Annotated in this window: 22 protein-coding genes; 17 read left to right on the top strand and 5 right to left on the bottom strand. The window is 63.1% G+C overall.

Annotated features, from left to right (window positions below; genetic code table 11):
• Positions 1-40 precede the first annotated feature (40 nt).
• From KIO74_RS09205 to KIO74_RS09190, 4 genes are all read left to right on the top strand, one after another.
• A complete protein-coding gene (locus KIO74_RS09205) occupies positions 41-1783 on the top strand; it encodes a DUF4214 domain-containing protein (protein ID WP_213331720.1) in 1743 nt (580 codons plus the stop codon).
• A 373-nt stretch (positions 1784-2156) separates the two neighbouring features.
• Positions 2157-2939 carry an ABC transporter permease gene (locus KIO74_RS09200; RefSeq protein WP_213331719.1) on the top strand — a complete coding sequence of 261 codons (783 nt, stop codon included), beginning with the start codon at positions 2157-2159 and terminating at the stop codon, positions 2937-2939.
• Positions 2932-3717 (top strand): ABC transporter ATP-binding protein, encoded by a 786-nt coding sequence (locus KIO74_RS09195; protein ID WP_213331718.1) that lies wholly within the window; start codon positions 2932-2934, stop codon positions 3715-3717. Before KIO74_RS09200 ends, KIO74_RS09195 begins: the two co-directional genes overlap by 8 nt.
• Positions 3714-4700, top strand: coding sequence for an ABC transporter substrate-binding protein (locus KIO74_RS09190; RefSeq protein WP_213331717.1), 987 nt, complete (start codon positions 3714-3716; stop codon positions 4698-4700). The genes KIO74_RS09195 and KIO74_RS09190 overlap by 4 nt, the downstream gene beginning before the upstream one ends.
• Positions 4701-5020: 320 nt before the next feature.
• On the opposite strand, the gene KIO74_RS09185 is transcribed toward KIO74_RS09190, so the two are convergent.
• Both KIO74_RS09185 and KIO74_RS09180 read right to left on the bottom strand, forming a co-directional pair.
• Complete coding sequence (locus KIO74_RS09185; protein ID WP_213331716.1) at positions 5021-5689, bottom strand: hypothetical protein; 669 nt, start codon at positions 5687-5689, stop codon at positions 5021-5023.
• 240 nt (positions 5690-5929) lie between these two features.
• Positions 5930-6331, bottom strand: a complete 402-nt coding sequence (locus KIO74_RS09180; RefSeq protein ID WP_213331715.1) for a hypothetical protein — start codon at positions 6329-6331, stop codon at positions 5930-5932.
• A 292-nt stretch (positions 6332-6623) separates the two neighbouring features.
• Between KIO74_RS09180 and KIO74_RS09175 the strand changes: the two genes are divergently transcribed.
• Positions 6624-7556 carry a GGDEF domain-containing protein gene (locus KIO74_RS09175; RefSeq protein ID WP_213331714.1) on the top strand — a complete coding sequence of 311 codons (933 nt, stop codon included), beginning with the start codon at positions 6624-6626 and terminating at the stop codon, positions 7554-7556.
• Positions 7557-7648: 92 nt separating this feature from the next.
• On the opposite strand, the gene KIO74_RS09170 is transcribed toward KIO74_RS09175, so the two are convergent.
• Entirely contained in the window at positions 7649-8773 is a 1125-nt protein-coding gene (locus KIO74_RS09170) for an AI-2E family transporter (RefSeq protein ID WP_213331713.1), read from the bottom strand.
• A gap of 1284 nt (positions 8774-10057) precedes the next feature.
• On the opposite strand from KIO74_RS09170, the gene KIO74_RS09165 reads away from it, so the two are divergent.
• The 12 genes from KIO74_RS09165 to KIO74_RS09110 all read left to right on the top strand — a co-directional run bounded on the left by KIO74_RS09165 (position 10058) and on the right by KIO74_RS09110 (position 23833).
• Positions 10058-11059, top strand: a complete 1002-nt coding sequence (locus KIO74_RS09165; protein ID WP_213331712.1) for a SphA family protein — start codon at positions 10058-10060, stop codon at positions 11057-11059.
• Positions 11060-11075: 16 nt separating this feature from the next.
• Complete coding sequence (locus tag KIO74_RS09160) at positions 11076-12083, top strand: formylglycine-generating enzyme family protein (RefSeq protein ID WP_502762040.1); 1008 nt, start codon at positions 11076-11078, stop codon at positions 12081-12083.
• 41 nt (positions 12084-12124) lie between these two features.
• Positions 12125-13162 carry an HAD family hydrolase gene (locus KIO74_RS09155; protein ID WP_213331710.1) on the top strand — a complete coding sequence of 346 codons (1038 nt, stop codon included), beginning with the start codon at positions 12125-12127 and terminating at the stop codon, positions 13160-13162.
• 8 nt (positions 13163-13170) lie between these two features.
• Positions 13171-14142, top strand: coding sequence for an AAA family ATPase (locus KIO74_RS09150; protein WP_213331709.1), 972 nt, complete (start codon positions 13171-13173; stop codon positions 14140-14142).
• Positions 14143-14164: 22 nt separating this feature from the next.
• The gene (locus KIO74_RS09145; RefSeq protein ID WP_213331708.1) at positions 14165-15154 is read left to right on the top strand and encodes a DUF58 domain-containing protein; all 990 of its coding nucleotides are present in this window, start codon (positions 14165-14167) and stop codon (positions 15152-15154) included.
• Positions 15151-15642, top strand: a complete 492-nt coding sequence (locus KIO74_RS09140) for a DUF4381 domain-containing protein (RefSeq protein WP_213331707.1) — start codon at positions 15151-15153, stop codon at positions 15640-15642. Before KIO74_RS09145 ends, KIO74_RS09140 begins: the two co-directional genes overlap by 4 nt.
• Entirely contained in the window at positions 15642-16640 is a 999-nt protein-coding gene (locus KIO74_RS09135; protein ID WP_213331706.1) for a VWA domain-containing protein, read from the top strand. Before KIO74_RS09140 ends, KIO74_RS09135 begins: the two co-directional genes overlap by 1 nt.
• Entirely contained in the window at positions 16637-17554 is a 918-nt protein-coding gene (locus KIO74_RS09130; RefSeq protein WP_291979385.1) for a VWA domain-containing protein, read from the top strand. Before KIO74_RS09135 ends, KIO74_RS09130 begins: the two co-directional genes overlap by 4 nt.
• A complete protein-coding gene (locus tag KIO74_RS09125) occupies positions 17551-18210 on the top strand; it encodes a tetratricopeptide repeat protein (protein WP_213331705.1) in 660 nt (219 codons plus the stop codon). The genes KIO74_RS09130 and KIO74_RS09125 overlap by 4 nt, the downstream gene beginning before the upstream one ends.
• Positions 18211-18221: 11 nt before the next feature.
• Positions 18222-19538 carry a BatD family protein gene (locus tag KIO74_RS09120; RefSeq protein ID WP_213331704.1) on the top strand — a complete coding sequence of 439 codons (1317 nt, stop codon included), beginning with the start codon at positions 18222-18224 and terminating at the stop codon, positions 19536-19538.
• A 63-nt stretch (positions 19539-19601) separates the two neighbouring features.
• Positions 19602-20177 carry an HdeD family acid-resistance protein gene (locus tag KIO74_RS09115; RefSeq protein WP_213331703.1) on the top strand — a complete coding sequence of 192 codons (576 nt, stop codon included), beginning with the start codon at positions 19602-19604 and terminating at the stop codon, positions 20175-20177.
• Between the two features lie 890 nt (positions 20178-21067).
• Positions 21068-23833 (top strand): cation-transporting P-type ATPase, encoded by a 2766-nt coding sequence (locus KIO74_RS09110; protein WP_213331702.1) that lies wholly within the window; start codon positions 21068-21070, stop codon positions 23831-23833.
• A 38-nt stretch (positions 23834-23871) separates the two neighbouring features.
• Here KIO74_RS09110 and KIO74_RS09105 read toward each other — a convergent pair whose 3' ends face one another.
• The gene (locus tag KIO74_RS09105; RefSeq protein WP_213331701.1) at positions 23872-25095 is read right to left on the bottom strand and encodes a YeeE/YedE family protein; all 1224 of its coding nucleotides are present in this window, start codon (positions 25093-25095) and stop codon (positions 23872-23874) included.
• Between the two features lie 111 nt (positions 25096-25206).
• Complete coding sequence (locus KIO74_RS09100) at positions 25207-26166, bottom strand: sulfurtransferase (protein ID WP_213334716.1); 960 nt, start codon at positions 26164-26166, stop codon at positions 25207-25209.
• Positions 26167-26272 lie beyond the last annotated feature (106 nt).

Raw genomic sequence — 26272 nt, 5'->3', positions numbered from 1 at the left:
ATGGGCCCTTCGCGATCAAGGCGCTCCCAGGAGACTAGTCATGTCGATTACATCTCAGACCTTAGGAATAAGTGATATCTCCGGTTCCGCGGATGGCGATACGCTTGCGAACCTGCAGGGCAGCAACTTCATTGATGGCGGGTTGGGCGCGGATACGCTGACCTATGAGGGCCCGCGCACGCGCTATCTGATCGTCGTTGATGGCGCGGTGGCCTATGTCACCGACAAGGTGACGGGCGCGACCGACACCATCGCCAATGTCCAGAAGCTTGCCTTCTCCGACCATACCGTGGACCTGTTCGCGACGGACCAGACCGAGATCGTGGCGCTCTATCGCACGCTGCTCAATCGCGATCCCGATCCCGATGGTATGGCCTATTGGGTCGGTCGGAGCGCTGCCGGCGCGACCTTCGCGCAGATCGCCCAGGAGATCGCGGGCGCGGCGGAGCACCAGGCACGTCTTGCCGCGCTGACGCCGGCCGAACTGGTATCCGACATCTACAGCACCTTGCTCGGACGCGAGGGCGATGCCGGTGGTGTGGGCTTCTGGGCCAGCCATGTCCAGGGCGGCGTCGATTTCGTGGCGATCGCCAAGGCTTTTGTCGAGGGTCAGGAATTCAAGGATGGTTCGGACACCCTCGTCGATTCCGCGGGCTGGTTCATCCCCGACCCGTGGGGCCCAAACCCCACCTATGTCTATGGCGATACGCCTGGCGACCTGAGTGGATCTCAGGTGGGTGGAAACCAGACGCTTGCCGATGCCGGTGCCAATCTCGTGATCTTCGGTGATGCTGGCCAATCGATCCTCGATCAGGCGCGCGGTGGAAATGACAGTATATCGGTCAATGTGGAGGCAGCTTCGCAGAATTGGCTGATCGGCGACGCGCGTTATATTGTTGGCGAGGGTGCCGGTGGCGAGGACAGCCTTGTCGGACTTGCTGGCGCCTCCACCTATTCCACCACGAACCACCTCATCGGCGATGCGCTTGTTCTCGCGGACGCGGCCCAGGGCGGTAACGATCACATCGAGGGCGGTAACGGTGGCCTCGCGCGCAATATGATGTATGGCGACGCGATGACCATGCGCGATCAGGCGGTGGGCGGCAACGATACGATCCTTGGCGGAAGTTTTCTCAGCCAGAATATCGTCTTTGGTGACGCTGAAACCATGTCGGGGTCATCGCGCGGCGGCAACGATACCATCACTATGGGCGATTACAGCCTCGCCACGGTTCATGGCGATGCGCGCGTCATGTCAGAGAACGCGGTCGGAGGAAACGACACGATCGCGCTCGGCTCGGGCTTCTCGGGCGCGCCGCAGGTGGTGTACGGCGATGCCCAGACTTTGTCCGATAACGCCAAGGGCGGTGACGATACCATCATTGGAGGCGCCTCGGGCAACAAGACCCGGCTTTACGGTGACGGTGAGACGCTTGAAGCGGGCGCGACGGGCGGGAACGACCGCATCGTCAGTGGCGAAAGCGACGATGAGATGTGGGGCGACGCAGCCGATATCGCGCCGGGCGCGGTGACAGGCAGCGATGTTTTTGCCTTCGGGCCGAATGGCGGCAGCGACAAGATTTACGACTTCGAGCTCTCGAAGGACCTGATCGATGTCTCCGCACTTGGCATAACCGAGATGTCGCAGATGAGCTTTACACCCTATGGCACGCATGGCGAAAATGTATTGATCGGCTTCGCGGACGGCGCCGATGTTTACGTCGTGGGCCTTCCTGCCAGGTTGGTGAGCGAAAGCTCGTTTATATTCGCTGAAAGCGTATGAAAACATAGTGACGGAGCGCGAGCCGAAAGCTTTGAAAAGATCTTCGGATAAGCGCGATGCTCATTCGCATGTATAGAGCGGCGATCAGATCCCATCGGGTATCCGCCGCTCTTCCTCTGGGCCCGCCGTGCTTGTCGGGAAGCGGACGCAACGCACGTCCGCTCCGTTTTTCCGAGAGGTCGGTGAGCCGTTTCAAGTCGTGCGGAGATAGACGGGCATCGTCTTCTAAGGTCTCCCGTAGATAAAAATTGTAATAATTCCAATATATTAGTTTTTGTTGCCAGTGCGAAGTGAGGGCTCTATGAGAGCACTGCCGTCATATCGGTGATGGGCGAAGAATAGCTCTTCGCGTCGTTTCGCTTCGTACATAAGAATGAGCATCTCCGGTTTATCCAAGCGTCTCGGCGCCATCTGCGTTATCGCCGCGCTTGCGGCGGCCTGGTGGCAGGCTTCCGCCCGGGGGCTCGTCTCCACCTTCCTGTTGCCGACGCCCCACACCGTCGCACTGACGGGATGGGAGCTCCTTAGCGACGGCACTCTCGGCGCGCATATCGCCGTCAGCGTGGTCCGGATCATCGCCGGCTACCTCATCGCGACAGCGCTGGCGCTCCCCGTGGCCTTCCTCTTCGGTATCTCGCCATCGGCCCAGCGAGCCTTCGAGCCGGTTCTGGAATTCCTGCGCCAGGTGCCGCCGCTCGCCATGATGCCGCTGCTCATTCTCTGGCTCGGCATCGGCGAGACACAGAAGATCGGCATCATCGTTCTGGCCTGTTTCTTCCCCATATTCCTGGGCGCGCTCGGCGGCATCGCGCAGTGTGATCAGAAGCTTGTGGAGGTGGGGCGGGCCTGCGCGCTGCCGCAAGGCGCTATCTTGCGCCGCATCGTGCTGCCCGCGGCCCTGCCCTCCATCGTCATCGGGCTTCGCATCGCGCTGGGGCAAGGGTGGCGCGCGCTGGTCGGCGCGGAACTCGTCGCGTCAGCGGCGGGGCTCGGCTACATGATCGTCGATGCCGAGCAGCTGGCGCGCACCGACATCATCATCGTTGGCATCTTCGTCATCGGCGGCCTCGGCCTCCTTGCCGATTTCGGCATTCGCCGGCTGATCGCCCGGACGGCGCCATGGCTGCGCCAGCGCACCGAGATTACCCATGCTTGAGCTGCGCGGGCTCAGCAAGCATTACAAGGTCGCCGATCGCGACGTGGTCGCCCTGGCCGATGTCGATCTCGTTTTGCCGCCGGGCAGTTTCACGGTCGTCGTCGGGCGCTCGGGCTGCGGCAAGTCGACCTTGTTGCGCCTTCTAGCCGGCCTCGTCGCGCCGACGGCGGGTGATATCCGTCATGCCGATGGCCATCGCCCCACCATCGGCTGCGTGTTTCAGGAGCCGCGATTGATGCCGTGGCTCAGCGTCACGGGCAATGCCGGCTTCGGCCTTGTCGGCAAGGTCCCGAAAGCAGAGATCGCGACGCGCGTCGCAGCGGCGCTCGCGCTGGTCGGCCTCACCGAGTTCCGCGATGCCTATCCGGACCAGCTGTCCGGCGGCATGGCGAGCCGTGTCGGGCTGGCGCGGGCGCTTGTGCTCGAACCGGAACTTCTGCTCCTCGACGAGCCCTTCGCGGCGCTCGACGCCTTCACACGGCGTGGGCTGCAGGCCGAACTCACCGACATCTGGCTTGCCCGCCGCCCAACCGTCGTCTTCGTCACCCATGACGTCGAGGAAGCCCTGCTGCTCGCCGATCAGGTCGTGCATATGGACAAGGGCCGCATCATCGGGCGCCGTCCGGTCCCGCTCCCCCGCCCGCGCGATGCCACCGACCAGGGGCTCGTGGCGCTGCGCCGTGCCATCCTCGATGACCTCGCGGGCGATCCAAGCCCTGTCACAGCCAGACACCCCTCTTTGGACCCAAGCGTTTTCCAACAGGAGACAATCCCGTGATCCCTCCTACCCGTCGTCGCCTCATCACCACCGCGCTGGCCTTCGCCGGCGCCCTGTCGCTGACCACCGGCGGCATCGCAGGCGCGCTTGCCGCCGAGAAGCCCAAGACCGTGCGCATCACCTATGTGGCGTCGCCGTTCAACGTCCCGTCCATCGTCATGCGTGCGAAGGGCTATCTGGACGAGGCCTTCGCGCCCCATGGCATCAAGGTGGAGTCGCCGGAGATCACGTCGGGTGCCCAGCAGGTCCAGGCCATCGCCGCCGGCGAGATCGACATCGCCAGCGTGCTCGGTGGTTCCTCCGCGATTCTCGGCAAGGCCAACGGCGCTGACGTGCTGGTGGTGGCCGCCTACAGCCGCAACCCTGAAGCCTACGCCATTCTGGCGGGGAAGGGCGGTCCGACGAAGGTCACCGAGCTCAAGGGCAAGAACGTCGCCGGCCCGAAGGGCACCGCGTTGAACCAGCTTCTTGCGGCGGCGCTGATCAAGAACGGCATGACGCTGTCCGACATCAACTACATCAACATGGACCTCGGCGCGGCCCGCGCGGCATTGCTCGCGGGGAAGGTCGACGCGGCCACGCTCGCCGGCAATAACGCCCTCGCCGTCGAGGAAGCAGGCGGCCATGTGATCGTCAATGGCAAGGGACTTTTCGATCCCACCACCGTCATCGGCGTGCGAGGCGCGTTCCTCAAGGATCACCCCGATCTTGTCGAGGCCTATCTCACCGCCCACCGCAAGGCGCTGGACTTCATGGCGAAGGAGCCCGAGGAGGCGCTGAAGCTTGCCGCCGCCGAGCAGAAAATCTCGCTCGAAGACGCCCGCCGGATGAATGCCTGGTATGACTTCACGCTCAAGATGAGCGACGCCGATGTCGTCAATCTCGCCGCGGACCAGGACTTCATGGTCGAAGCCGGCATGATGAAGAAGAAGATCGACATCAAGTCCGACCTCGTCGCGCCGATCGCCTTTACCCAGAGGTAAAACGGGTATTCGGGGCCTTATAGTTCGATTGTGAGGAGACCGGGCCGTCGCAATCTTCTTGTGAAGAGCGTCGATCCCGGCTCCCAGCTTGATGTGCTCCCGCTTTTACGGGCTTGAGGACACCAACCTTGCCGCCAGTCGCGGCACGCTGATCAGCGTTCCCTCCAGCCCTGGAAGTAAGCACGCGCCACATCCATTGGGTGGAATTGAAGTCTGGCGAGTCCCTCTTCTGCCTTCTGCGCCCGGCGGTCAGATAAAGCGCGACAACCTCAGGCTTGCCGGTGAACTTTGGCGCAATGCAGTCCGGCCCTGTTTGGCTGTTAGGACAGCTGAGGGTCTGGACCGATGATATACCCTACCACGTCAATGTCAGGACCGCCGAAGTGGGCGATGTCATTGTGAGGCAGGGGGGGCTCTCGCGCGGTGTCGGGATCCACCGTATCGCTGAAGGAGTACTTCGGAGCCCAGCTACCCGTCTGGATATCATTCCATACGATTGATACGCCCGTGTCGATCGCATCCGTTGCAGCTGAAGCAACCGAGCTGGTCCATTCCCAGGCGTCCGAGACGCCCGATCCGACGGCCTTGCCAGCGTCAGCAACGCCCGAGCTAGTCCATTGCCAGATGTTTGAGACGCTCGATCCGACGGCTTTGCCAGCGTCAGCAATGCCTGAGCTGGCCCATTGCCAGACGTTTGAGACGCCCGATCCAACGGCATTGCCTGCGTCAACAATGCCGGAGCTCGTCCACTCCCAGGCGCGCGAAGCCCCCGAACCGATGGTCTCTCCCGCAGATGAAGCTCTCGCGCTGATCTCCTCCCCCAAGGCTGCAGCGAAAGCCTTTCCATTCGAGGCGAGCGAGCTGACCCCCCCATAGGCTTGGTCTCCGACCCAGACTACGGCCTGCGTGGTCTTCTTCGGTGCGTAGAAAGCGATCTTCCCAAAGTCGTCCCAGAAAGCCCCCGCCGGGTCGGATGCATAGTTTGCCATAAAAGATCTCCTTTGAATTGATCTATTTTACTTTAGAAGATCAAATGAATTTATCTTGGTAATTTATGCTAGTTTGGAGATATAGTGTTTATATATTTTTATATAACTGAAAAAGGCGATGATTATCGGCTGTTGAAACGTGGGTGCTGGTGTTGAGGGCGGCAGTGAGCAGTATCTGCTGGTCATAGGATCATGGGCCGGCGGCATCGAACGAAATGCCGCCGGCTTCTGTCGTATCCGTCAGGCGTGATGCCAATCTGGTGCGTTCGTGAGGGCTGGCACACCGATGAGATGCGGCTCGCCGTGAAGATCGTCGGGCTGCGTGCGCAACTGGACAGACTCTTCAGAAGCCGACGTTGTCACGTACGGGGATGGAGAATGCGCCACATCGGCATCATGGCCGTCGTGTCCGTCCAGGGCGGGTAAAAGCCAGCCGCCTGTCCCGAGAGCCAATGCTGTTGAGATGCCCCAGCTGATGCCGTCCACCACGCTTTCCACAGCCCAGCCCGTTAATCCCCAAAGTTTTGAGGCCCCCCAGCCGATATAATGCAAGCTAGATTTTGCAGCGTCGCCGGCGCAGTCGCATAATGTCTGCGTGATTTCACCAATTTGAGAGAATGCTGTTTCTATTATATTTCCCATGGAGCAATTTCCTTCAAAGAGAAGGCTAATAATAACTGTATTTATCAGATAAAATCTTGGTAATTTATGCTGATATTAAATATTTCTTCTATATATTCATTGGAGTACGCGGTTGATTGCATATAACGGTGATATTTGGTATCCATCAACACGTGAGCCGTAGCGCTCTCGTCTTGGGCCGGGGCATGGTGTTGCAAGCTGCGGGATCCGCCATGTGGGGCTGGCAAGAGACGAGGCCTGGATTCGGCGGCATCCAGCGATATGCCGCGCACGTGGGCTGTGACGCAGCACAATGACCGACACGGCAGCCAAACTGTTTGATCTCTATGAAGCAGCGCCCGTTCTCGTCGCGCTTTATGACGAGTTCGATCGTTTGCGCTATGCGAACAGGTCCTTTCGCGACACCTTTTTTCTTGATCCGGATGAGATGCCCTTGTGGTCGGAGCTCATGCGCCGGAATTTCCACCTGCGGCGTGGCACGGTGATTCGCCAGGATGACTTCGAGGCTTGGCTCATCTCCACGCAGTCCCGCCGGGGCAAGATTGGCTTTCGGGCGCTTGAGACCGACTTGTGGGATGGTCGATGGCTCTGGATGACGGAGACCGTGCAGGGCGACGGATGGATGCTCTGCATCGCCAGCGACATCACAAATCTTCGCGCCGAGGAGCGTCTGGTTCGGCAGGATCGGGACACTGCCCTGAAAGCCGCCTATACCGATGATCTGACGGGGATTGCCAACCGCCGCTATGTCACGGCGCGTATCGAGGACATCTTGCGCCAGCCGGATCCCGAGACTGGACTTTACGGTTGCGTCGCCGTGCTTGATCTCGACAATTTCAAGTACATCAACGACCGGTACGGTCATCAGTCCGGTGATATTATTCTGCGCGATCTGGCGACGCGTATCATCGGGCGCGTGCGGCGTTCGGATTGCTTCGGGCGGTTCGGCGGTGAGGAGTTCGTGCTCGTCATGCCCTCCACATCGGTGGAGGAGGCGGCGCTGATCGTTGAGCGCATGCTGGCTATCGTGCGTCTGTCGCGACCTCTCCAGGCCTGGAATGACTTCAGCTACAGCTTCTCGGCCGGCATTGCTGCGGGGCGGCCGGGCGATACCCCGACGGACCTGTTCGGCCGGGCCGACAAAGCTCTCTATGCGGCAAAGATGGCGGGCCGCAATCGCATTCACATCGAAAGTGAGCTACAGGATCACGCTGCGGCGAGCTAGAAAATGGTGCCGGCGCCATCGCACCGCCAACAGAGCGGCCGCGAGTTGTCGATAGATCGCCTCTACCGTTCCATCGTTCGTCCCGTGCCAGCTCACTCGTCGCCGGTCAGGAAATGTCCAATAGCGGCGAGCGATTGCACACCGTCGCAGACGATCTTGAAGATCGCCAGCATGGGTACGGCGAGTATGGCGCCCGGCACCCCCCACATCCAGAACCAGAAGATCAGGGAGATGATCACCAGGACAGGATTGAGGGTAAAACGCCGCGCGAGCAGCAGGGGCGTGACGATTTCGCCCTCAATCACGTGGATGACGATATAGAGCGCTGCGGGAAGCAGGGCTGCCCAGATCGGATCCAGGCTCAAGAGCCCGGCGAGGAGGAAGATCCCAAGGCCGAAGAACGGTCCCATGATCGGCACATAGTTGAGAAAGAAGGCGACGACACCCCACAACACGGGGTCGCCCAGTCCGCAGGCCCACATGGCGACGCCCGTCGCCAATCCAACCGCCACGTTCATGATGGTGATGGTGAGAAGGTAGGCGGAGATGTTTTCCTCCACGCGCTGGGACAGCTCGACGGCCTGACGCTTGTCCTTGAAGCTCGGGAGGATTTCCACGGTCCGCTTCAGGAACGTGTTGCCCGACATCAGGAGGAAAAACAGGATGAGGATGGTCTCGAAGAAGCTGCCGGCGAAATGCGTGGTGCTGCTGAAGAGCACACTGGCGATGGCGGAGCCCGAAGCCGCGCTGCCGATGCCCTCGCCACCCTGCACGAAACGGTCCGCCTGGTGAAGGAAGGTCCGCAGCGTGGTGATCGGCTCGTCGAGAAAGCGCAGACGCTCCTGCAGGCGCGGTATTCCTTCGGGAAGTTTTCCCGCCCAGGTCGCGGCCGGGCCGGAAATGGCGGCGCCGATGCCAACGATGGCACCGAAAACCGCCAGGATCAGTAAAAGCGCCGCCAGGCTGCGCGGCAGTCCCAGCTTCTCGAGCAGCCGCATGATGGGCTGAAACAACAGTTTCAGCACGAAGGCAAGTACGATCGGCAGGATAATGTCCGCCGCGACATAGGCTGTGGCGAGGAGGGCGAGGGTTACCAGAATGACGAGGCAGATGACGACCGGGTCGGTCGGCAAGCCTATTGTCTCGCTCAGGTTGGGCTTCGTCGCCGTTGTGGCGGGGCCCGCTGGATTTGCATCCTTGTTGTTCAGGATATCCATGCGCGCAAACCCATACCATTGACCATGCGTTGACAATAAGTCGCTGACGGGAAGACGGTTCCGCTGACGTTTCGAAATCTGCCATATCCGTGCCGATAGGGCCCGTCCCTTGCCCGCGCCATCATGGCGTCCGGGTCTGTATATCCGTGGGCAATACCTCGACCGCGCTCACGCGGAGACACGAGGTGAAGCCTGGGGGTACCATCGCCTAGGCGCGCGGCAGGCTCCCTGCGGGTAGCCCCGGTCGTACTCATGACCAACCTGGGGGGATGGGTCAAAACGACCGGGGCCTGCCCTCGGGGGGAGAGGGCAAGTGAGAACCTATGGGCCGATTGTTAAGCTAAAGTTGCAATATGGGACGCCCGACAAAAATTGAGCACAAAAAAGCGCAATGCGGAGCGTGTTACCGTATGACTTGACGTCCCGTACAAGGATCTCAATACGCCGCAATATTCTCAAGGCTTTCGCCGGGCTGTGAATTAAGTCCGCGTATGCAAGGGTAGATAGCGGTCCCGGGCATAATGGCGATCTTGTATACTAGACACTGTACGGTCCCATTTAGGAACAACACGATTTCAAGGCGGGACTGTCCCCGGCCCAGCTGGAGGACTGGGCCGGGGATCGGTGCCAAAATGAAGCAGAGGCGGCCACTTCAGCCTGGCCCAAACCAGATCTGGCAAAAGTCGCGCCACGCTTCGGCGGCGCAGTGTTAATGCTATATGGCCGGGATCGTCAATGCCCGTCTCATGCGTCGCGGTGGTGGGGATCTGGCTCAAGTAAGCCATTTTCAAGGATACTGGCGGGGTTTCGCGATCGCGCTATTCCCGCAATGTGGGGAAGTTCGGCGCCCAGGCGCTCGGCGATGGCGCAATGGCAGGCGCGCCTGCCTCAGGGCTTTTCCCGCATGAGAGTATTTGAATAAAAGATCCCTTTGTTTGCTTCTGCGCCGGGGAGAAGATGGGTGTAAACAGCATATCTGGACGGACAGCATGACCCTCCTGTAGATTCGCGTCACTGGGAGGTGTGCGATTCTTGTATTGAGCCTCGGCGTGGCTTGCTCGGCTGAAAGACGCATCGGGTGTGAGGAGGTTGCGTCAGCTTGCAAAATCTGACGTGATTCTGACGGTCCTCGCGCCCTATCCGCAGGCTCTGCTTCCAGCCGGTTTCTTCATCGGTCAGATCGTGAAATAAGCCGAAGCAGTTCAATAATACGAAACTCAAATGAGGTCTCTGGCTGGCGAATCCTAGCGTCACCAGCAGGTTGGTGAGGGAAACAGGCCCACTATGAGTGAGCAGTCGCATTGGCGGCAGGCGGGTGTCATCAGGCGGCGGTATCTCGCAGCGGCGGTCGGCTGTTTTCTCGCGGCATCTGCGATCCGCCCGGCGGAAGCGGCCGAGAACGGCATCGGCTTCTACCTGCTTGGCAGCCGTGGGCCCATGGCCGGTTTCGTGCCGCCGCCAGGCTTCTACTTCCAGAACGATTTTTATGTCTACGACGGCAAGATCGGCGGCGGAAAGTCCTTCCCATCCGGCGGGCGCGTCGTCGCCAATGTGAAGGGGCAGGCGCGCGCCGACTTCGTGACCGCCACCTGGGTGACGCCTTGGCAGGTGCTTGGCGCCAATATCGCGATCGGGGCGGTGGTTCCATTCGGCAGGATCGGGGCCACAGCCGGCGTCGAACTCGCGGGACCGCGTCTTGGCGGCAGCGTCGGCAGAACGTTGCGCGACAGGGCCGAGATGTTCGGCGACCCCGTCGTATCGGCGGTGCTTGGCTGGCACTCCGGCAAGTTCCACTGGAACACGACGCTGCTGGTCAATGTGCCGATAGGCGACTATCGCGAAGGCGGTCTTGCCAATCTGTCCTTCAATCGTTGGGCCGCGGACCTGTCCGGTGCGCTGACCTGGTTTGACCCGGAACTCGGCATCGATCTCTCGGCGACAGCGGGCTTTACCTTCAACGGTGAGAATCCCGTCACCGACTATCGGACCGGCACGGAATTTCATGTCGAATGGGCGGCCACCAAGACACTCACAAAAGAGCTGTCCATCGGGCTTCTGGGCTATCACTATCAGCAGGTGTCCGGCGACAGCGGCGCCGGGGCGACACTCGGCGGCTATGAGGGGCGCGTGACGGCACTTGGCGGCACAGTGGCTTACAACTTCGCCGCGGGGAAGACGCCGATTTCAACACGTGTGAAGGTCTTTCGGGAATTCAACGCGAAGAACCGCCAGGAAGGAACGGTCGGGCTCTTCACCGTCGCCCTGCCGATCAGCGTGGGGGACTGAAAGTGCGGGCTATGTCATGGTCATTGGCAGGAGTGGCGCCTTGAGCAAGCTATCCCGTGGGCCTAGGCACGCAGCGGTGAAACAACCTGTGCCTGAGGTTCCGATGATCTGGATCGAGGGCGGTACCTTCCGCATGGGATCCGACCAGCACTATACGGAGGAGCGTCCGGCCCATAGCGTGACTGTCGACGGCTTCTTCATCGACGAAACACCTGTGACGAACGCGCATTTCCGGGCTTTCGTCGAGGCCACGGATTATGTGACCTTCGCTGAGATCCGCCCGGAGCCTAAAGATTATCCCGGCGCGCTCCCCGGGATGCTGAAGGCCGGCTCGCTCGTCTTTACGCCACCCGACCACCCCGTCGATCTGCGTGACTGGAGCCAATGGTGGCGCTTCCGCTTCCGTGCCAATTGGCGCAAGCCTTATGGGCCGGGCAGTTCCATCATTGGCCTGGACGATCATCCCGTCGTCCATGTCGCCTACCGGGATGCTGAGGCCTATGCGAAATGGGCGGGCAAGGAGCTTCCCACCGAGGCCGAATGGGAGTTCGCGGCGCGTGGCGGCCTGGACAGCGCGGAATTCGCCTGGGGTGATGAACTCAATCCCGGCGAGCGCCAGATGGCCAACACTTGGCAGGGCCAGTTTCCGTTCGAGAACCTCGCGACAGACGGCTTCGAGCGCACCTCTCCGGTCAGGAGTTTTCCGCCGAACGGTTACGGGGTCTACGACATGATCGGCAACGTCTGGGAATGGACAGCTGACTGGTGGTCTAGTCGGCATCCCGACGACGCGCCAAAGGCTTGCTGCGTGCCGGTCAACCCGCGCGGCGGCGCCCGCGAGGCAAGTTTTGACCCGCGGCAGCCGCAGATCGCCATTCCACGCAAGGTGTTGAAGGGTGGCTCGCATCTGTGCGCCCCGAACTATTGCCGGCGCTATCGGCCTGCCGCTCGCCACGCCGAGCCGGTCGATACATCGACCAGCCATGTCGGTTTTCGCTGCCTGCGGCGAGCCCCGCCGCTGTGACGTGGGGATAACCGGGCGCTGATGAAAGGGAGGGCGGAACGATGGTCACGACAGTCCGGAATTGGAGCAGGCGTAGCCTGGCGGCATTCGGCTTTGGTCTCGTTCTCGCGCTGGCTCCGGTCCTTGGCGCTTTCGAGCCATCGCCAGCCATCGCCCAGAGCGACCCTCTGCCGTCCTGGAACGATGGCAGGACCAAGACCGCGATCCTCGATTTCGTCCGTCGGGTGACGACCGAGGGGAGCGCCGATTTCGTGCCCCTCGAGGAGCGCGTCGCCACCTTCGACAATGATGGCACGCTGTGGTCCGAGCAGCCCATGTATTTCCAGGTCCTCTTCGCCATGGATCGGGTGAAGGAGATGGGCGCGACGAATCCGGCGCTGCGCGACACGCAGCCATTCAAGGCTGTCATCGACGGGGATCGTGCCGCGCTTGCCGCCCTCGGCGAGAAGGGCCTCCTCGATATCATCGCGCTGACCCATTCGGGCCTATCGGTCACGGATTTCGACGCGATCGTCCGTAAATGGCTGGCCACCGCCCGCCATCCGAGGTTCGACCGACCCTATACCGAGCTCGTGTTCCAGCCCATGCTGGAGCTTCTGAATTTTCTCCGGGCCAATGGCTTCAAGACCTTTATCGTGTCCGGCGGAGGCATCGAGTTCATGCGGCCGTGGGTGCCATCGACCTATGGCATTCCGCCAGAGCAGATCGTCGGTTCCAGTGGCAAGACGATCTTCAAGCTGAACGACGACAAGCCGGTCATCGAAAAGCTTCCCGCCGTTGAATTTGTTGATGACGGCCCCGGCAAGCCGGTCGGCATCAATCGCTTCATCGGCCGACGCCCCGTTTTCGCCGCCGGCAACTCCGACGGCGATCTCGAAATGCTGCAGTGGACCACGCTCAACACCGGCCCGCGTTTTGGATTGCTGGTTCATCACACCGATGCCGTGCGTGAGTGGGCCTATGATCGCAATTCCGAGGTCGGCCGCCTCGACAAGGCGCTCGATCAGGCGCCCCAGCGCGGCTGGACCGTGGTCGATATGAAGAACGATTGGAAGGTCATCTATCCATTCCAGAAATGAGGAACGGCATGACGCCTCGCGAAGCTGTCCTGGAGCTCCAGAAACGTGTGAATGCCTCCGTGATCGGCCAGGAGCGCGTCGTCGAGCGTCTCGTCATCGCGCTTCTCGCCAATGGCAATGTATTGATCGAGGGCCTGCCGGGGCTTGCCAAGACACGGGCCATCAAGAGCCTTTCGCAGGCGCTCGAATCCGAATTCAGCCGGATCCAGTTCACGCCGGATCTCCTGCCGTCCGATGTCACGGGCGGCGAGATCTATCGCACCGATCCCGACGGCACAGGCCGCTTCGAATTTCGCAAGGGCCCGATCTTCGGTAATCTCGTATTGGCCGATGAGATCAATCGCGCCCCTGCCAAGGTCCAGTCGGCTCTTCTCGAGGCGATGGAGGAACGGCAGGTCACCGTGTCCGGCACGCGCTACGCGATGCCGGATCTCTTCATGGTGCTGGCGACCCAGAACCCCATCGAGCAGGAGGGGACCTACCCCTTGCCTGAGGCGCAGATGGATCGCTTCCTCATGCATGTGCGGATCGACTACCCGAGCGATGCGGACGAAGCCAAGGTCTTGCGGCTGGTCCGGAGCGAACAGGCCGGAACGGGTGAGGCTCCGCCGCCCAAACTCCCCCAGGGCGCGATCTTCGGCGCGCGCAAGGAGATCGACGCCGTGAAGACCGTGGATGCGGTCGAGAGCTACATGGTCGCGCTGATCGCGGCGACACGCCGGCCAACGGACTACGGCGACAAGCTCAAGGATTGGATCGCGATCGGCGCGAGCCCGCGCGGCACGCTCGCCCTGGACCGGTCCTCACGTGTCTACGCGTGGCTGCAAGGGCGGGACTATGTGGTGCCGGAGGATGTGCAGGCGATCGTCCACGACTGCCTGCGCCACCGTATTTCCCTCAGCTACGAGGCGAGCGCCGACGGGGTGCGCGGGGACGATGTGATCGACGAACTGGTGAGGCAGGTCGCGGTCGCCGTGTAGGGGCCGCAAGCGGGAGGCGGTGATGATCGGGAAGGCCCGCTTGGACGAGGCCCACATGGACGAGGCCCGCGTCTATGTCACGCTCGATGCGCTGCTGCGCCTGCGTCACAACGCCAAGGGCTTCAGCTTCCTGCCGCGCCAGCCCGTCTACAGCCTTCTCGCGGGCCGGCACGCGTCGCGCCTGCGTGGACGCGGCCTCGATTTCGAGGAACTGCGTCACTACGCGGAAGGCGACGACACACGCACCATCGACTGGTCCGCGACGGCGCGGCTCGCCACCCCCTATGTGCGGGTCTTCACCGAGGAAAGGGACCGCAGCGTTCTCCTGTTGGTGGACCAGAGGCTGTCCATGTTCTTCGGTTCACGACGCGCCATGAAATCGGTGGTCGCGGCGGAGGCGGCGGCGCTGGCGGCCTGGCGTGTCACCGTGCTCGGCGATCGGGTCGGCGCGATCATCTTTTCCGAGAACGGGATCGAGGAGATCCGCCCGCAGGGCCGCAACGCGGGCGTGATGCGCATTCTCGGGCCGCTCGTTCGCCATAACAACGCGCTCACCGCCAGGGACGAGCGGCCATCCGACCCGGGCCTCCTCAATCAGGCCTTGAAACGCGCCGCGAGCGTGGCGAAGCACGACAGTCTGGTCTGCCTCATCACCGACGCGGGGGGCGCGGACGCCGAGACGGTGAAACTCGTGACCGGCATCACGGCGCATAACGACGTGCTGATGATCTTCATATCAGACCCCCTTGAAAGCACCCTGCCGCCGATTGGCCGCGCGGTCTTCGCGGAGGGGACTGGGCAGATCGAGGTCAATACCACCGCTGCCGGGCTCAGACGGCGCTTTTCGGCCGATTTCGTGGATCGCCGGGCTGGGATCGAGCATTTTTCCCGGCGGCGCGCCATCCCCATCCTGACCCTGTCGACCGCCGCCGATGTCAGCGGTCAGTTGCGCGAGCAATTGGGACGGCGATTGGCTCCGGGACGGCGAGCGGGCGGGAGGACGCAGCCATGAATCCGACAACGGATCCAGCTGATCTCGCCAATCTGCGCGACATCGTCCTGCCGCCGGCGATCCCCTACTGGCCACCCGCGTCGGGCTGGTGGATCCTGGGCCTTGTCCTGCTGGCCTGTCTGGCGATCCTCATTGCGCGCATGATCGCGCGCTATCGGCATAATGGCTATCGGCGCGCCGCCTTGCGCGAACTCCGCGCGATCGGGCCGGCGACGGATACCGGGCGGGCGCAGGCGACATCGGCGGTGCTGAAGCGGGCGGCGCTCGTCGCCTTTCCCCGCGAAAACGTCGCGGCCCTGACGGGCGAGCCATGGCTCAGCTTTCTCGACCGTTCGGGCCGCATGGAGGCGTTCAGCACGGATGCCGGCCGTGATCTCGTCGCGCTGTCTTGCGGCGCTCCGGTTCGCAGCGATGGTGTGGCGATAGCGGCCGCAGCCGAGCGCTGGATCAGCCGCCATCACGGCGATGACGTAAGGGGAGAGGCGTGATGCTGAGCTTTGCCTACCCCTGGGTCGCGTTGCTCCTGCCGGCCCCGCTCGCCGTCTACCTCCTCGCGCCGCCCTGGACGCAGAACCGGCCCGGCCTGCGCGTTCCCTTTTTCGGGAAACTCGCCGCGTTGACCGGAGCCTCGCCCTTGCCGGGCAGGAGCGTGGGACGCCGGGGGCTTTGGCGCACGACGGCGCTCATCCTGTGTTGGTGTCTGGCGATCCTCGCGGTGATGCGGCCGCAGTGGATCGAGCCACCCATTCATCACGAGAAGCCAGCCAGGGACCTGCTGTTGCTCGTCGACCTCTCCGGCTCGATGGATACGACCGACTTCACCGATACGACGGGTGCGAAGATCAACCGCCTGTCGGCGGTCAAACAGGTGCTCGACGATTTCCTGGCGCGGCGGCAAGGCGACAGGGTCGGCATCGTGGTTTTCGGCAACGCGCCCTTCACGCTCGTGCCCTTTTCCACGGATCTTGATCTCGTGCGACGGCTTCTGCGGGAGATGGAGGTCGGGATGGCCGGCCCCCGCACGGTCTTCGGTGACGCCATTGGCCTTGGCATCAACCTCTTCGCCAAATCGGCCGCGCCGGCGAAGACCATGATCGCGCTGACGGATGGCAACGATACCGCCAGCAGCGTTCCGCCCGCCGAGGCGGCGCGGGTCGCGGCGGACCGGGGTATCGTCATTCACACGGTGGCGATCGGTGATCCCACCGCCGCCGGCGAGGAGAAGCTGGATCAAGCGGCCCTCCAGGATGTCTCGCGTACGACCGGCGGTGGCTACTACCTCGCGCTGAACCGGGATGAACTCGCTGATATCTATGCGCGCATCGACGCCGTGGAAGCGCGCAAGGTCGAAACGGTGGTCTTTCAGCCGAAGGTCGAGCTCTTCTGGCTGCCGCTGGCAGCGTTGACCGTCTTCTCGATGCTTGTGCAAGGGCTGCGGTTCCTCCCCCGGCCGAGACGTCAGGCCGTTGCGGGAGCAAGCTCGTGACAGGCGCTCTTGCCGACTTCCATTTCCTTCGGCCCTGGTGGCTCGCCCTCCTGGTGCCGGCCGTCCTTCTCGGATGGATGGAGTGGCGAAGCGCGGATACCACGGCGCGCTGGCGCGCCGTCATCGATGCGGGCCTGCTCCGCCACCTGACGGTCGGCGGCGACACGGGGCGCAGGGTCAGTCCCGGCTCCGTCCTCCTCGCGGGTTGGCTCCTTGGCATCCTCGCCATCGCGGGTCCGACCTGGCGGCAGGTTCCGTCGCCCTTCGCCGCCGCAGCGCGGCCGGCGATGTTTGTTCTGAAGGTGACGCCCTCGATGATGGTGTCCGATCTGCAGCCCTCGCGGCTCGATCGGGCGCGGGAGAAGATCGCCGACCTCATCAAACTGCGCGAAGGCGCGCCGACAGGTCTTGTCGCCTATGCGGGTTCGGCCCATCTCGTGCTGCCACCGACGGCGGACGGGGATGTCGTGCTCAGCATGGCCGACGCGCTGGCGCCCGACATCATGCCACGCGAAGGCGACGCGTTGGGCGAGGCGATAGCCTTGGCGGCTCAGGTCCTCGCGGACGGCAAGGAAGGCGGATCGATCGTTGTCTTCGCCGATGCCGCGCCCGCTGTGACCCCGGTTGCCGGGCAGCCGGCTCCCCCGGTCACCCTGTTTGAGATGCTGCCGCCGGAACGCGCGGGCGCCGCGCCTGATCTCAGGGCCGCGGCCACGGCCCTCGACGCGGACGTTGCCATGCTCACGCTGGACAACAGCGATGTCGAGGCGCTCGCCCGTTCCCTTCAGACGCGCGGCGATGCCTATCCGCCTCCCGGCGAGGGGCAGGGGTGGCAGGAGGCCGGCTTCTGGCTGACACCGATCATCGCCTTGCTGGTTCTCGGCTGGTTCCGGCGTGGCTGGGTGCTCTCATGAGGACGATCGCAAGGCAGCTCGGCACCCTATCTCGACGCCCGCTGGTCCTTGCCTTGGCGGCGGGCCTGCTTGTGCTCGCCGCCGCCTGGAGCATGGTCGGCTGGCAGGCCCTCTGGGCCAGTCCCGACCAACGGGGACGCTGGCTTTTCGAGCGGGGACACTACGGCGATGCCGCCGACGCCTTCATCGATCCGCTTTGGCGCGGTGCCGCCCTCATGCGGGCCGGACGCTTCAAGGAAGCGGAGCAGGCCTTCGCGGGCCTGGAGGGAGCGGAGGCAGCCTTCGACCAGGGCAACGCGCTGGTCATGCTGGGGCGCTATCAGGAGGCCGTCTCCCGTTACGATCGTGCTTTAGCTTTGCGTCCCGGCTGGGCCGACGCCACCGCGAACCGTAATCTGGCGGCGCTGCGGGCGGAACGCATGAAGGCGCCGGGGGGCGATGCCGGTGACCAGCGCGAGGGGGCCGATCAGATCGTCTACGACAAGGACGCCAAGAACACGGCGGGCCAGGAAACGGAGATCAGCGCGACCGCGATGAGCGACGAACAGGTTCGCGCGCTCTGGCTCAAACGTGTCGCCACCAAACCCGCCGACTTCCTGCGTGCCCGCTTCGCCAATCAGTTGCAAGCGAGCTCAGCGAGGGGGAACTCGCCTTGAGATGGGCATGGATGCTTTTGATTCTGGGGCTGTTCTTGATGCCGCTGACCGGGGTCGCGCAGGATGTGGCTTCGTCGCCACCGGTCGTCGTGCGCACAAGTCTCAGCCCCCAAGATAGCGCTGTCATTGGTCAGCGTATCGCGCTCAACGTGGACGTGCTGTTCCGCGAAGAGATGCCAAGGCCGCCCCGGGTCACCATTCCGGATATCCAGGGGGCGCAGGTCTTCCGCTTCGAGAGCCAGGGCACGACGCTGACCGACCGGATCGGCGGCGAGCCCTATGCGGGCCAGAGGTTCACCTTCGCCATCTATGCGCGCAGGGGCGGGGTTCTGAACATCCCTCCGGCGAAGGTCGCTTTGCTCGACCGCAATGGTGATGTCACCGGTTCTGCCGGGGGGCAGCCCGTTTCCGTGACATCTGTCGTGCCGGCGGGTGTCGATCCCTCGGCGCCGGTCGTCGCGACAGGGGAACTCACCCTGGCCGAGACGTGGACCCCGGATCCGCGCGGCTCCTTCAAAGCCGGCGATGCGATCCAGCGCATCATCACGCGCGCGGCCTCGGACGTCCCGGGGCTCGCGATGCGCGACCTCGACCTGACGCCGCCGGACGGCGTCCGTGCCTATAAATCTGATCCTGAGATCGACGACAGAATGAACCGCGGCGTTGTCACCGGGCATCGCCGCGACACCATCACCTATGTCTTCGCGCGCGCCGGCACGGTGACCTTGCCGGCGGTTACGCAGCCGTGGTGGGATTTGCGCGGCGCGAGCCTGAAGACTGCGACCGGCGCAGGGCTGACGCTCTCCATCGCCGCGGCTCCCGCGCAGACGGCTGCGGCGGATGAGGGCGCGCATATTCTGGGACTCGGGCGGCGCTCATGGTCGGACTTCGCCGCGTTGGGGCTGGGCGCCATCGCAGCGGTCGCGTTGCTCCTGGCCGGCCTGAGACGCGCGCATCTATGGCTTGGCGCCAGGAGACGCCGTTTCGTCGCGTCCGAGGGCAAAGCGTTCCAGGACCTCATCAAGACGTGTGGTGGCGAAGATCCGGCCCGGATTTACCGCGCTCTCTCCATCTGGCGGCGGCGTTTGCCTCCCTCGGCTGAACCCCAATTGGCGTCCGCCACGCTGGGGCTTGAGCGAGCGCTTTTCGCCAAGAGCGAGGCTCCCGGCTGGACAGTTGATGACGGCAGAGCGTTGGCGGAGCATCTCACGCGGATACGTGGCGATATGACGGGTGTCACCAGTCAGGACATTCGGACGGACTTGCCCGCCCTCAATCCGCGCCAGATGGTTGTCGTGCCCGGTTCGAGGTTCCAGCCATCGGGCTAATGAGATATAATTACCGAAATATAATTACTTGGGCACGATTGCCGGTCTACTTCGAGGTGACCTATGACACAGGCTGGACATACAGGAGCTTCCCCCTCCCTTGGCGCTGCCATAGGGGAAGTCCGTGGTAAATGGGGCTGGTTTGTCGCGCTTGGCGTGGGCCTGATTCTATTGGGCGTCATCGCGTTGGCCAATCTCTTCCTGGCGACCGTCGCGACGATCTTCTATATCGGCGCGATGATGTTGATCGGCGGCATCGTCGAGATCGTGCATGCATTCCAGGTCAAGACATGGGGCCGCTTCTTCTATTGGTTTCTGAGTGGCGCCTTCTATGCGCTTGCCGGTTTGATCGCCTTCTACAATCCGCTCGTTGCTTCGGCCGCGCTGACGCTGCTGCTCGCTGTCACGCTCGTGGTCGCGGGCATTTTCCGCATCTGGGTGGGCTTCGCCGCGCGCCCCGAGAGCGGCTGGGGCTGGATTGTCGCGACGGGCGTCCTCACGCTCCTCGTCGGCATCGTTGTTTACGCCGCCTGGCCCGGCAACAGCCTCGTCCTGCTCGGAGCCATTCTCGCGATCGACCTCATCTTCCAGGGGGTTGGTTTCATCAGCTTCGGCACGATGCTCCGGACAAGGCGCTGACATTATTCCGCTGAGCGGACTTGATCGTCGCGTCGACGGTCTCGCGACGGACAGTCTCGCCACGCGGGTTCTTGTGATGCCTGCGGCGTCGGCACAAGCGCTGGCGCTTATGCCTACCCCTTAATCGCCGGATTTCGGAGGCCTGCTGGAGCGCACCCTCGAACTGGCAGCCTCCAGCCAACCAATCGAGAGCACGCACTTCACGAGGAAGTCCACTCTGTGAAGTGTTGCAATGTGACCATAGTAGGGCCGGAGGACCCATCGGCCGGATTGACGTGGGGAAGGCTCTGACTTGATCCCTCCCCATTGGGGAGGGTGGCCTCGCGTCAGCGAGGTCGGGTGGGGTCAACGAGGGAAGGCGATGCTCCCTTGGCCCGCACGTGTCGCCATCTGCCGGTTGGGCACCCGGCGCCTGCGGCACCACCGTTCCCTGAGGGGATCGGCGCGTCGCGGCTGACTTGATGACGCTGGGGAGCCCGCGCCGCCATACTTTCAGCCTTAGGTCGACCTTGCCTTGGCGATCGCTCGATCTCGATCGAGCCTAGAGCCGTCGGGTCCATGACGCTGCAAATCTCTGCGCATCGCTCTGTCATTCTTGTCGCGAATTCGGGATGCCGTCGTTGGAAACAACCTCGATATCTGGCGATAGCGCGTATATGGACAGAAGAAGAACAGTAAATATCCATCAATCGCCTCGTCGCGTGCCGGGCCGGCATTTGTTCTGCATGGGGACATGGCGGCAGGATCGCGATTGTCACTTGATTTAAGTCAACGTTTGCCGATGCTCGTCGCGGCTATCTATGGCAGAGAGCGTGGCGATGGGACGGTGCTTGCGCCCTGACCGGCTTGTGCCGTCATCAAGAGGTTAGCGGAGCCGAGAAGGAGGTTTCATGGCGGCGAAGTGGGTGGACGCGACGGTCGCCGATGATTTGAAATCCAACGCAGCGATCGACGACGGCGCGTTATCCAACAGCTGGTACGCAAGATCCGCCGAGGAGGCTTGCCTTGCGCTTGGAACCAGCGCCGATGGTCTCGATCATCAGGAGGCCGGACGCCGCCTCGACCTCCATGGACCAAACCAGCTGCCAGCGGCCGCGCGCACCCATCCGATCGTCCGCTTTCTGGCGCAGTTCAACAATGCCCTGATCTATTTCCTGCTCAGCGCAGCTGTCGCTGCAGCCTTGCTGGGCCATGTCGTTGATGGCGCCGTGATCGTGATCGTCGTCCTGGTCAACGCGGTCGTCGGCTTCGTGCAGGAAGGGCGCGCCGAACAGGCGCTCGATGCGATCCGCGACATGATCGCCCCGCATGCGACCGTCCTGCGCGAGGGCGAGCGCCACACCATCGATGCGCGGGATATCGTGCCGGGCGATGTCGTGGTCCTCGAGGCCGGCGACAAGGTGCCCGCCGACATCCGGATCTTGCGGGCGCGGGGATTGACTGCGGATGAGGCGATCCTGACTGGCGAATCCGTCCCCGCCGAGAAACGGGAAGGGATGGTTCCGCAGGGCGCGCCGCTGGGCGACCGCTTCGCGATGCTGCATTCGGGCACGCTCGTCACGACGGGGCAGGGCTATGGCATCGCGGTGGCGACGGGGGCCGGGACGGAGATCGGCCGGATCTCCGATCTCATCGGCAAGGTCGAGACCCTGACGACGCCGCTGTTGCGCCAGATCAACGAATTCAGCAAGCAATTCACCTGGTTCGCGATCGGCACAGCGACGGCGCTGTTTGCCTTCGCCGTCCTGGCGCGCAGCTACGACTGGGTCGAAGCCTTGATGGTCGTCGTCGCGCTCGCCGTGGGGGTGGTGCCGGAGGGGTTGCCGGCGGTGATCACCATTACCTTGGCCATCGGCGTTCGCCGCATGGCGGCGCGCCATGCCGTCGTCCGCCGCCTGCCGGCCGTCGAGACCCTGGGCGCCACTTCGGTGATCTGTTCCGACAAGACCGGCACGCTGACCAAGAACCAGATGACGGTCCGACGCGTAGCGACGGCGCACGGCGTGACTGAACTGTCCGGTGGCGGATACGCGCCTGAAGGCAAGCTGACGTCCGAAGATGGTGGAGAGGCCGCGCCGGACAGCGCGCGCGACGCTTTGATCCGCGCCGCGCTCCTGTGCAACGACGCGCGGCTCGTTGAGCAGGACGGGCAGTGGTCCGTCCTCGGCGACCCGATGGAGGGGGCGCTCGTGACGCTGGCCGCCAAGGCCGGGCTCCATCCCGAGACCGTGCGCGAGACCTGGACGAGACTGGATGAAATTCCCTTCGACGCGCAGCACCGCTTTATGGCGACCCTCCATGAGGGGCCGGACGGGGAACGTCGTATATTCGTGAAAGGCGCGCCCGAACGCGTGCTTGCGATGTGCATCGATCAGGCCGGTCCGGGCGGAAGCCATTCCGTCGATCTCGCCTATTGGCAACAGCGCATCGATGCCGCCGCCGCCGCTGGCGAGCGGGTTCTCGGCTTTGCAACGATGGTCCCGAGTGCCGACGTTGAGAGAATGGCCTTTGAGACCGTCAGGTCCGGTCTCACCTTTCTCGGCGTCGTCGGTTTCATCGATCCGCCGCGCGAGGAGGCCGTTGCCGCCGTGGCGGAGTGTCGGGCGGCCGGCATCGCGGTGAAGATGATAACCGGCGATCACAGTGGCACGGCTGCGGCCATCGCCCGCCAGCTCGCCCTCGCCGACGATCCCAAGGCCATCGAGGGCGCGGCGCTGGATTCTCTGTCGGATGAGGAGCTTCGCACGGTCGCGGAGGAGGTCAGCGTCTTCGCGCGCACCACGCCGGAGCACAAGCTCAGGATCGTGCGCGCGCTACAAGCGAACGGGCATATCGTGGCCATGACAGGCGACGGCGTGAACGATGCGCCGGCGCTGAAGCAGTCGGATGTCGGCGTCGCCATGGGCCGCAAGGGCACGGAGGCGGCGAAGGAAGCGGCGCAGATGGTGCTGCTCGACGACAATTTCGCGTCGATCGTGGCAGCTGTTCACGAGGGCCGTACGGTCTATGACAATATCCGCAAGGTTATTGGCTGGACGCTTCCCACCAATGGTGGTGAGACGCTCTGCGTGGTGCTCGCGATCATCTTCGGTCTTGCATTGCCGATGACACCCGTGCAGATCCTGTGGATCAACATGATCCTGACGGTGACGCTCGGCCTGGTTCTCGCCTTCGAGCCCTCCGAGCCGAACGTGATGCGGCGTCCACCGCGCAAGCGCGGGGCCCCGATCCTGTCACCGTTTCTCGTGTGGCGAATCGTCTTTGTTTCGTTTCTCTTCATGCTGGGTGTCTTCGGTGTGTTCTACTATGCCCTTGGGCGCGGATACACCGAGGCCGAAGCCCGCACGATGGTCGTCAATGCGGTTGTCGTGATGGAGATATTCTATCTCTTCAATGTCCGCTACCTGCACATGACGTCGTTCAGCCTGATCGGCGCGATGGGAACACCCGCCGTCCTTGGTGCGATCGCCGTCGTTATTGTGGCGCAGTTCGCGTTTACCTACGTGCCATTCATGCACGAGCTGTTCGACAGCGCACCCGTCTCGTTTGCCGATGGGTTGGTGATCATTGCTGTTGGCGTGATCACGATGATCGTACTCGAGATCGAGAAGGTGATCACGCGTCGGGTGTCGCCGGCTGCCGCTTACGCGGCATGAGCGCGACAGCCCGCCTGACATCTTCGTCGAAGGCCGCATCAGGCCTTCGGCAGCAGGTTCAGGCGGCGCCCGATACGCAACGTGGCGACAAGGCCGGCCAGCATCGCGATGGCGAAGACCCAGCCTGACAACGCGCCGGCCATGATGCCGGACAAAAGCGTTCCGATCGAGCAGCCGAGGGCCACCATCGCACCGAAGCCAAGAAGGATGCCGCCGATCAGGCCGCGCAGCACCTGCGATGATGTTGGCCGCGCGGGGCGGAATTGGCCGGCGGCGAGCGCGGCCGCCAGTGAGGCCAGGATCAGGCCGGCGACGAAGAGGCCGTTCGGCGTGAGCAGCACGTCCCGGGCCAGAGCCGCGCAGCCGCGCAAGGTGTCGAGGCCGAGCAGGCGTTCCGGCAGCAGTCCGGCCGCTGTTGCACCTTGCCGCGCCCTGCCGCTGAGTTCGGCCGTGACGCCGAGGGGGGCGACCCGCAGATAGGCGACCGTGCCGATCGCGCCCACGGCGAGCCCGCCGAGCCAGCCGGGCCAGCGCCGGACGAAGACCGAGTAAATAGGCCGGATCTCGGCGGCATGATCGGGGCGCGCCCTGAGATGATGGATCAGGACCAGCGCGAGGAGCGCGAGCACCGCGAGGCTGCCAATCAGGGTGCCGGCGTAACCGATGTGGTTCGGGAGCCAGATGACCGGCGCCGCGCTGACCGAGCCGAGGTAGAGGCTGTTCCAGGCGAGAAAACCGAGAATGAAGCCGACCGCGGTGCCGATGAGGGCGAAAGGTGCGGTGGGCGATCCCTCGCCGAGGCGATAGAGATGGGCGCTGACGCAAGAACCCGAGATCGCCATGCCTGCGCCGAAAGCCACGCCACCAAGAATCAGGACAGGCCCCACCGGTCCAATGAAGGCATCCGGCGCGAGACGTCCCGTTGATGGATCAGGCAGCCAGGCGCCAAAAATGACGGCATATCCCGCGAGGCCGACGGCCAATGCAGCCAGGATGGCGAGGATGCCGGCAGGATTACGCTCGTCGAGCCATTCGCGGAACGCGCAGAAGAAGCAGAAGCGCGACCGTTGCAGCACGAAGCCAAAAGCCGAGCCGAGGACGAGGGACAAGGCCAGCGTCGGGCCGTTGTCGGCGCGGGCGTCGATCCAACCCGCTGCGGCGAAAAGCGCTGCTGCGATGAACACCGCAACGGCAACGGCAGAAAGGGAAGGGGTAATGCCAGTCGCCGAGGACTGTGCTTGTGCGATCGATGGAGAATTCACGCGAAGGGCGCCTCTGTAGAGTTATTCAGTGCGCATATCCCTGCGCGTAAGGCGGCACCGCGCGAGGCGTTCCTGCCTCGCGCGGTGCCCAGGCGTGAAGAAGAGGCGGGGTTACTTCACGCCCCAGACCGTGCCCGCGACGTTGGTGATAGGAAGGCCAACGGTATTTCCATATTCCGTCCAGGATCCGTCATAGTTGCGGACGTCGTAGCCAAGGACTTTGGACAGAACGAACCAGGTGTGGCTGGAGCGTTCACCGATGCGGCAATAGACAACGATTGGTTTTGACCCGTCTATGCCTGCATCCGCATAGAGCTTGCGAAGCTCTTCCACGGGCTTGATACTGCCATCCTCGTTCACGGCCCTCACCCAAGGCACATTTTTGGCGTTCGGCACATGGCCTGCGCGGATCGATAGCTCAGCCGAGCCGGGTGGAGCAAAGATCTTGCCATTGAATTCATCGGCTGAGCGAATATCGACGAGGGTAACATCGGCATCACCCTTCGCGATAGGCACGACATCGGCGAGGCGCGCCCGCGTTTTGGGATTTGCCCCGGTCAGCGTGATCGTCGAAGCAGGGAAACTGGCCGCCTTCGTTGAAAGGGGGCGCTTCTCTGCCTCCCATTTCTTGCGACCGCCATCCAGCAATTTCACATTGTCGAAGCCGTAACTGGCGAAGACCCAGGCGCCCCAGGCCGCAAACCAGTTGTTGTTGTCGCCATAGAGAACGACGGTCTTATCCTTGTCGATTCCGAGTTTACGGACAAGTTCTTGAAACTTCTCGGGTGTAGCGATGTCGCGCTTCACCGTATCAACGAGATCAGTATGCCAGACAATATTTTGCGCGCTGGGAATATGACCACGCTCGAACAACCCGGGTTCGACACTGACCTCAACGAGCCGGATTGTCGGATCATCGATGTTCTTTTCAAGCCATTCGGTCGTAACAAGAGGGCTTTCACGCGTCTCGGCCTTAGTGGCGGGTTGCGTATTGGCTGACACCGGCGTGATCAGGGTCGGAGCTGAAAGTAGAAGCGCGATTGCGGCCGCTGAAGCGAACCGTAGATTCATACGAAAAGACATTGATTCCACCTCCCCGAGAGTGGTCCTGCGATATCGATCAGATCATCATGAGCTGACGGGATGAGAATACGCCTCGCACGCGCGATCAAAACCG

Source organism: Chelatococcus sp. HY11, assembly GCF_018398335.1.
GTDB lineage: Bacteria > Pseudomonadota > Alphaproteobacteria > Rhizobiales > Beijerinckiaceae > Chelatococcus.
Note: the sequence above shows the minus strand (reverse complement) of the source record. Positions and strands in the feature narration are given on the sequence as shown.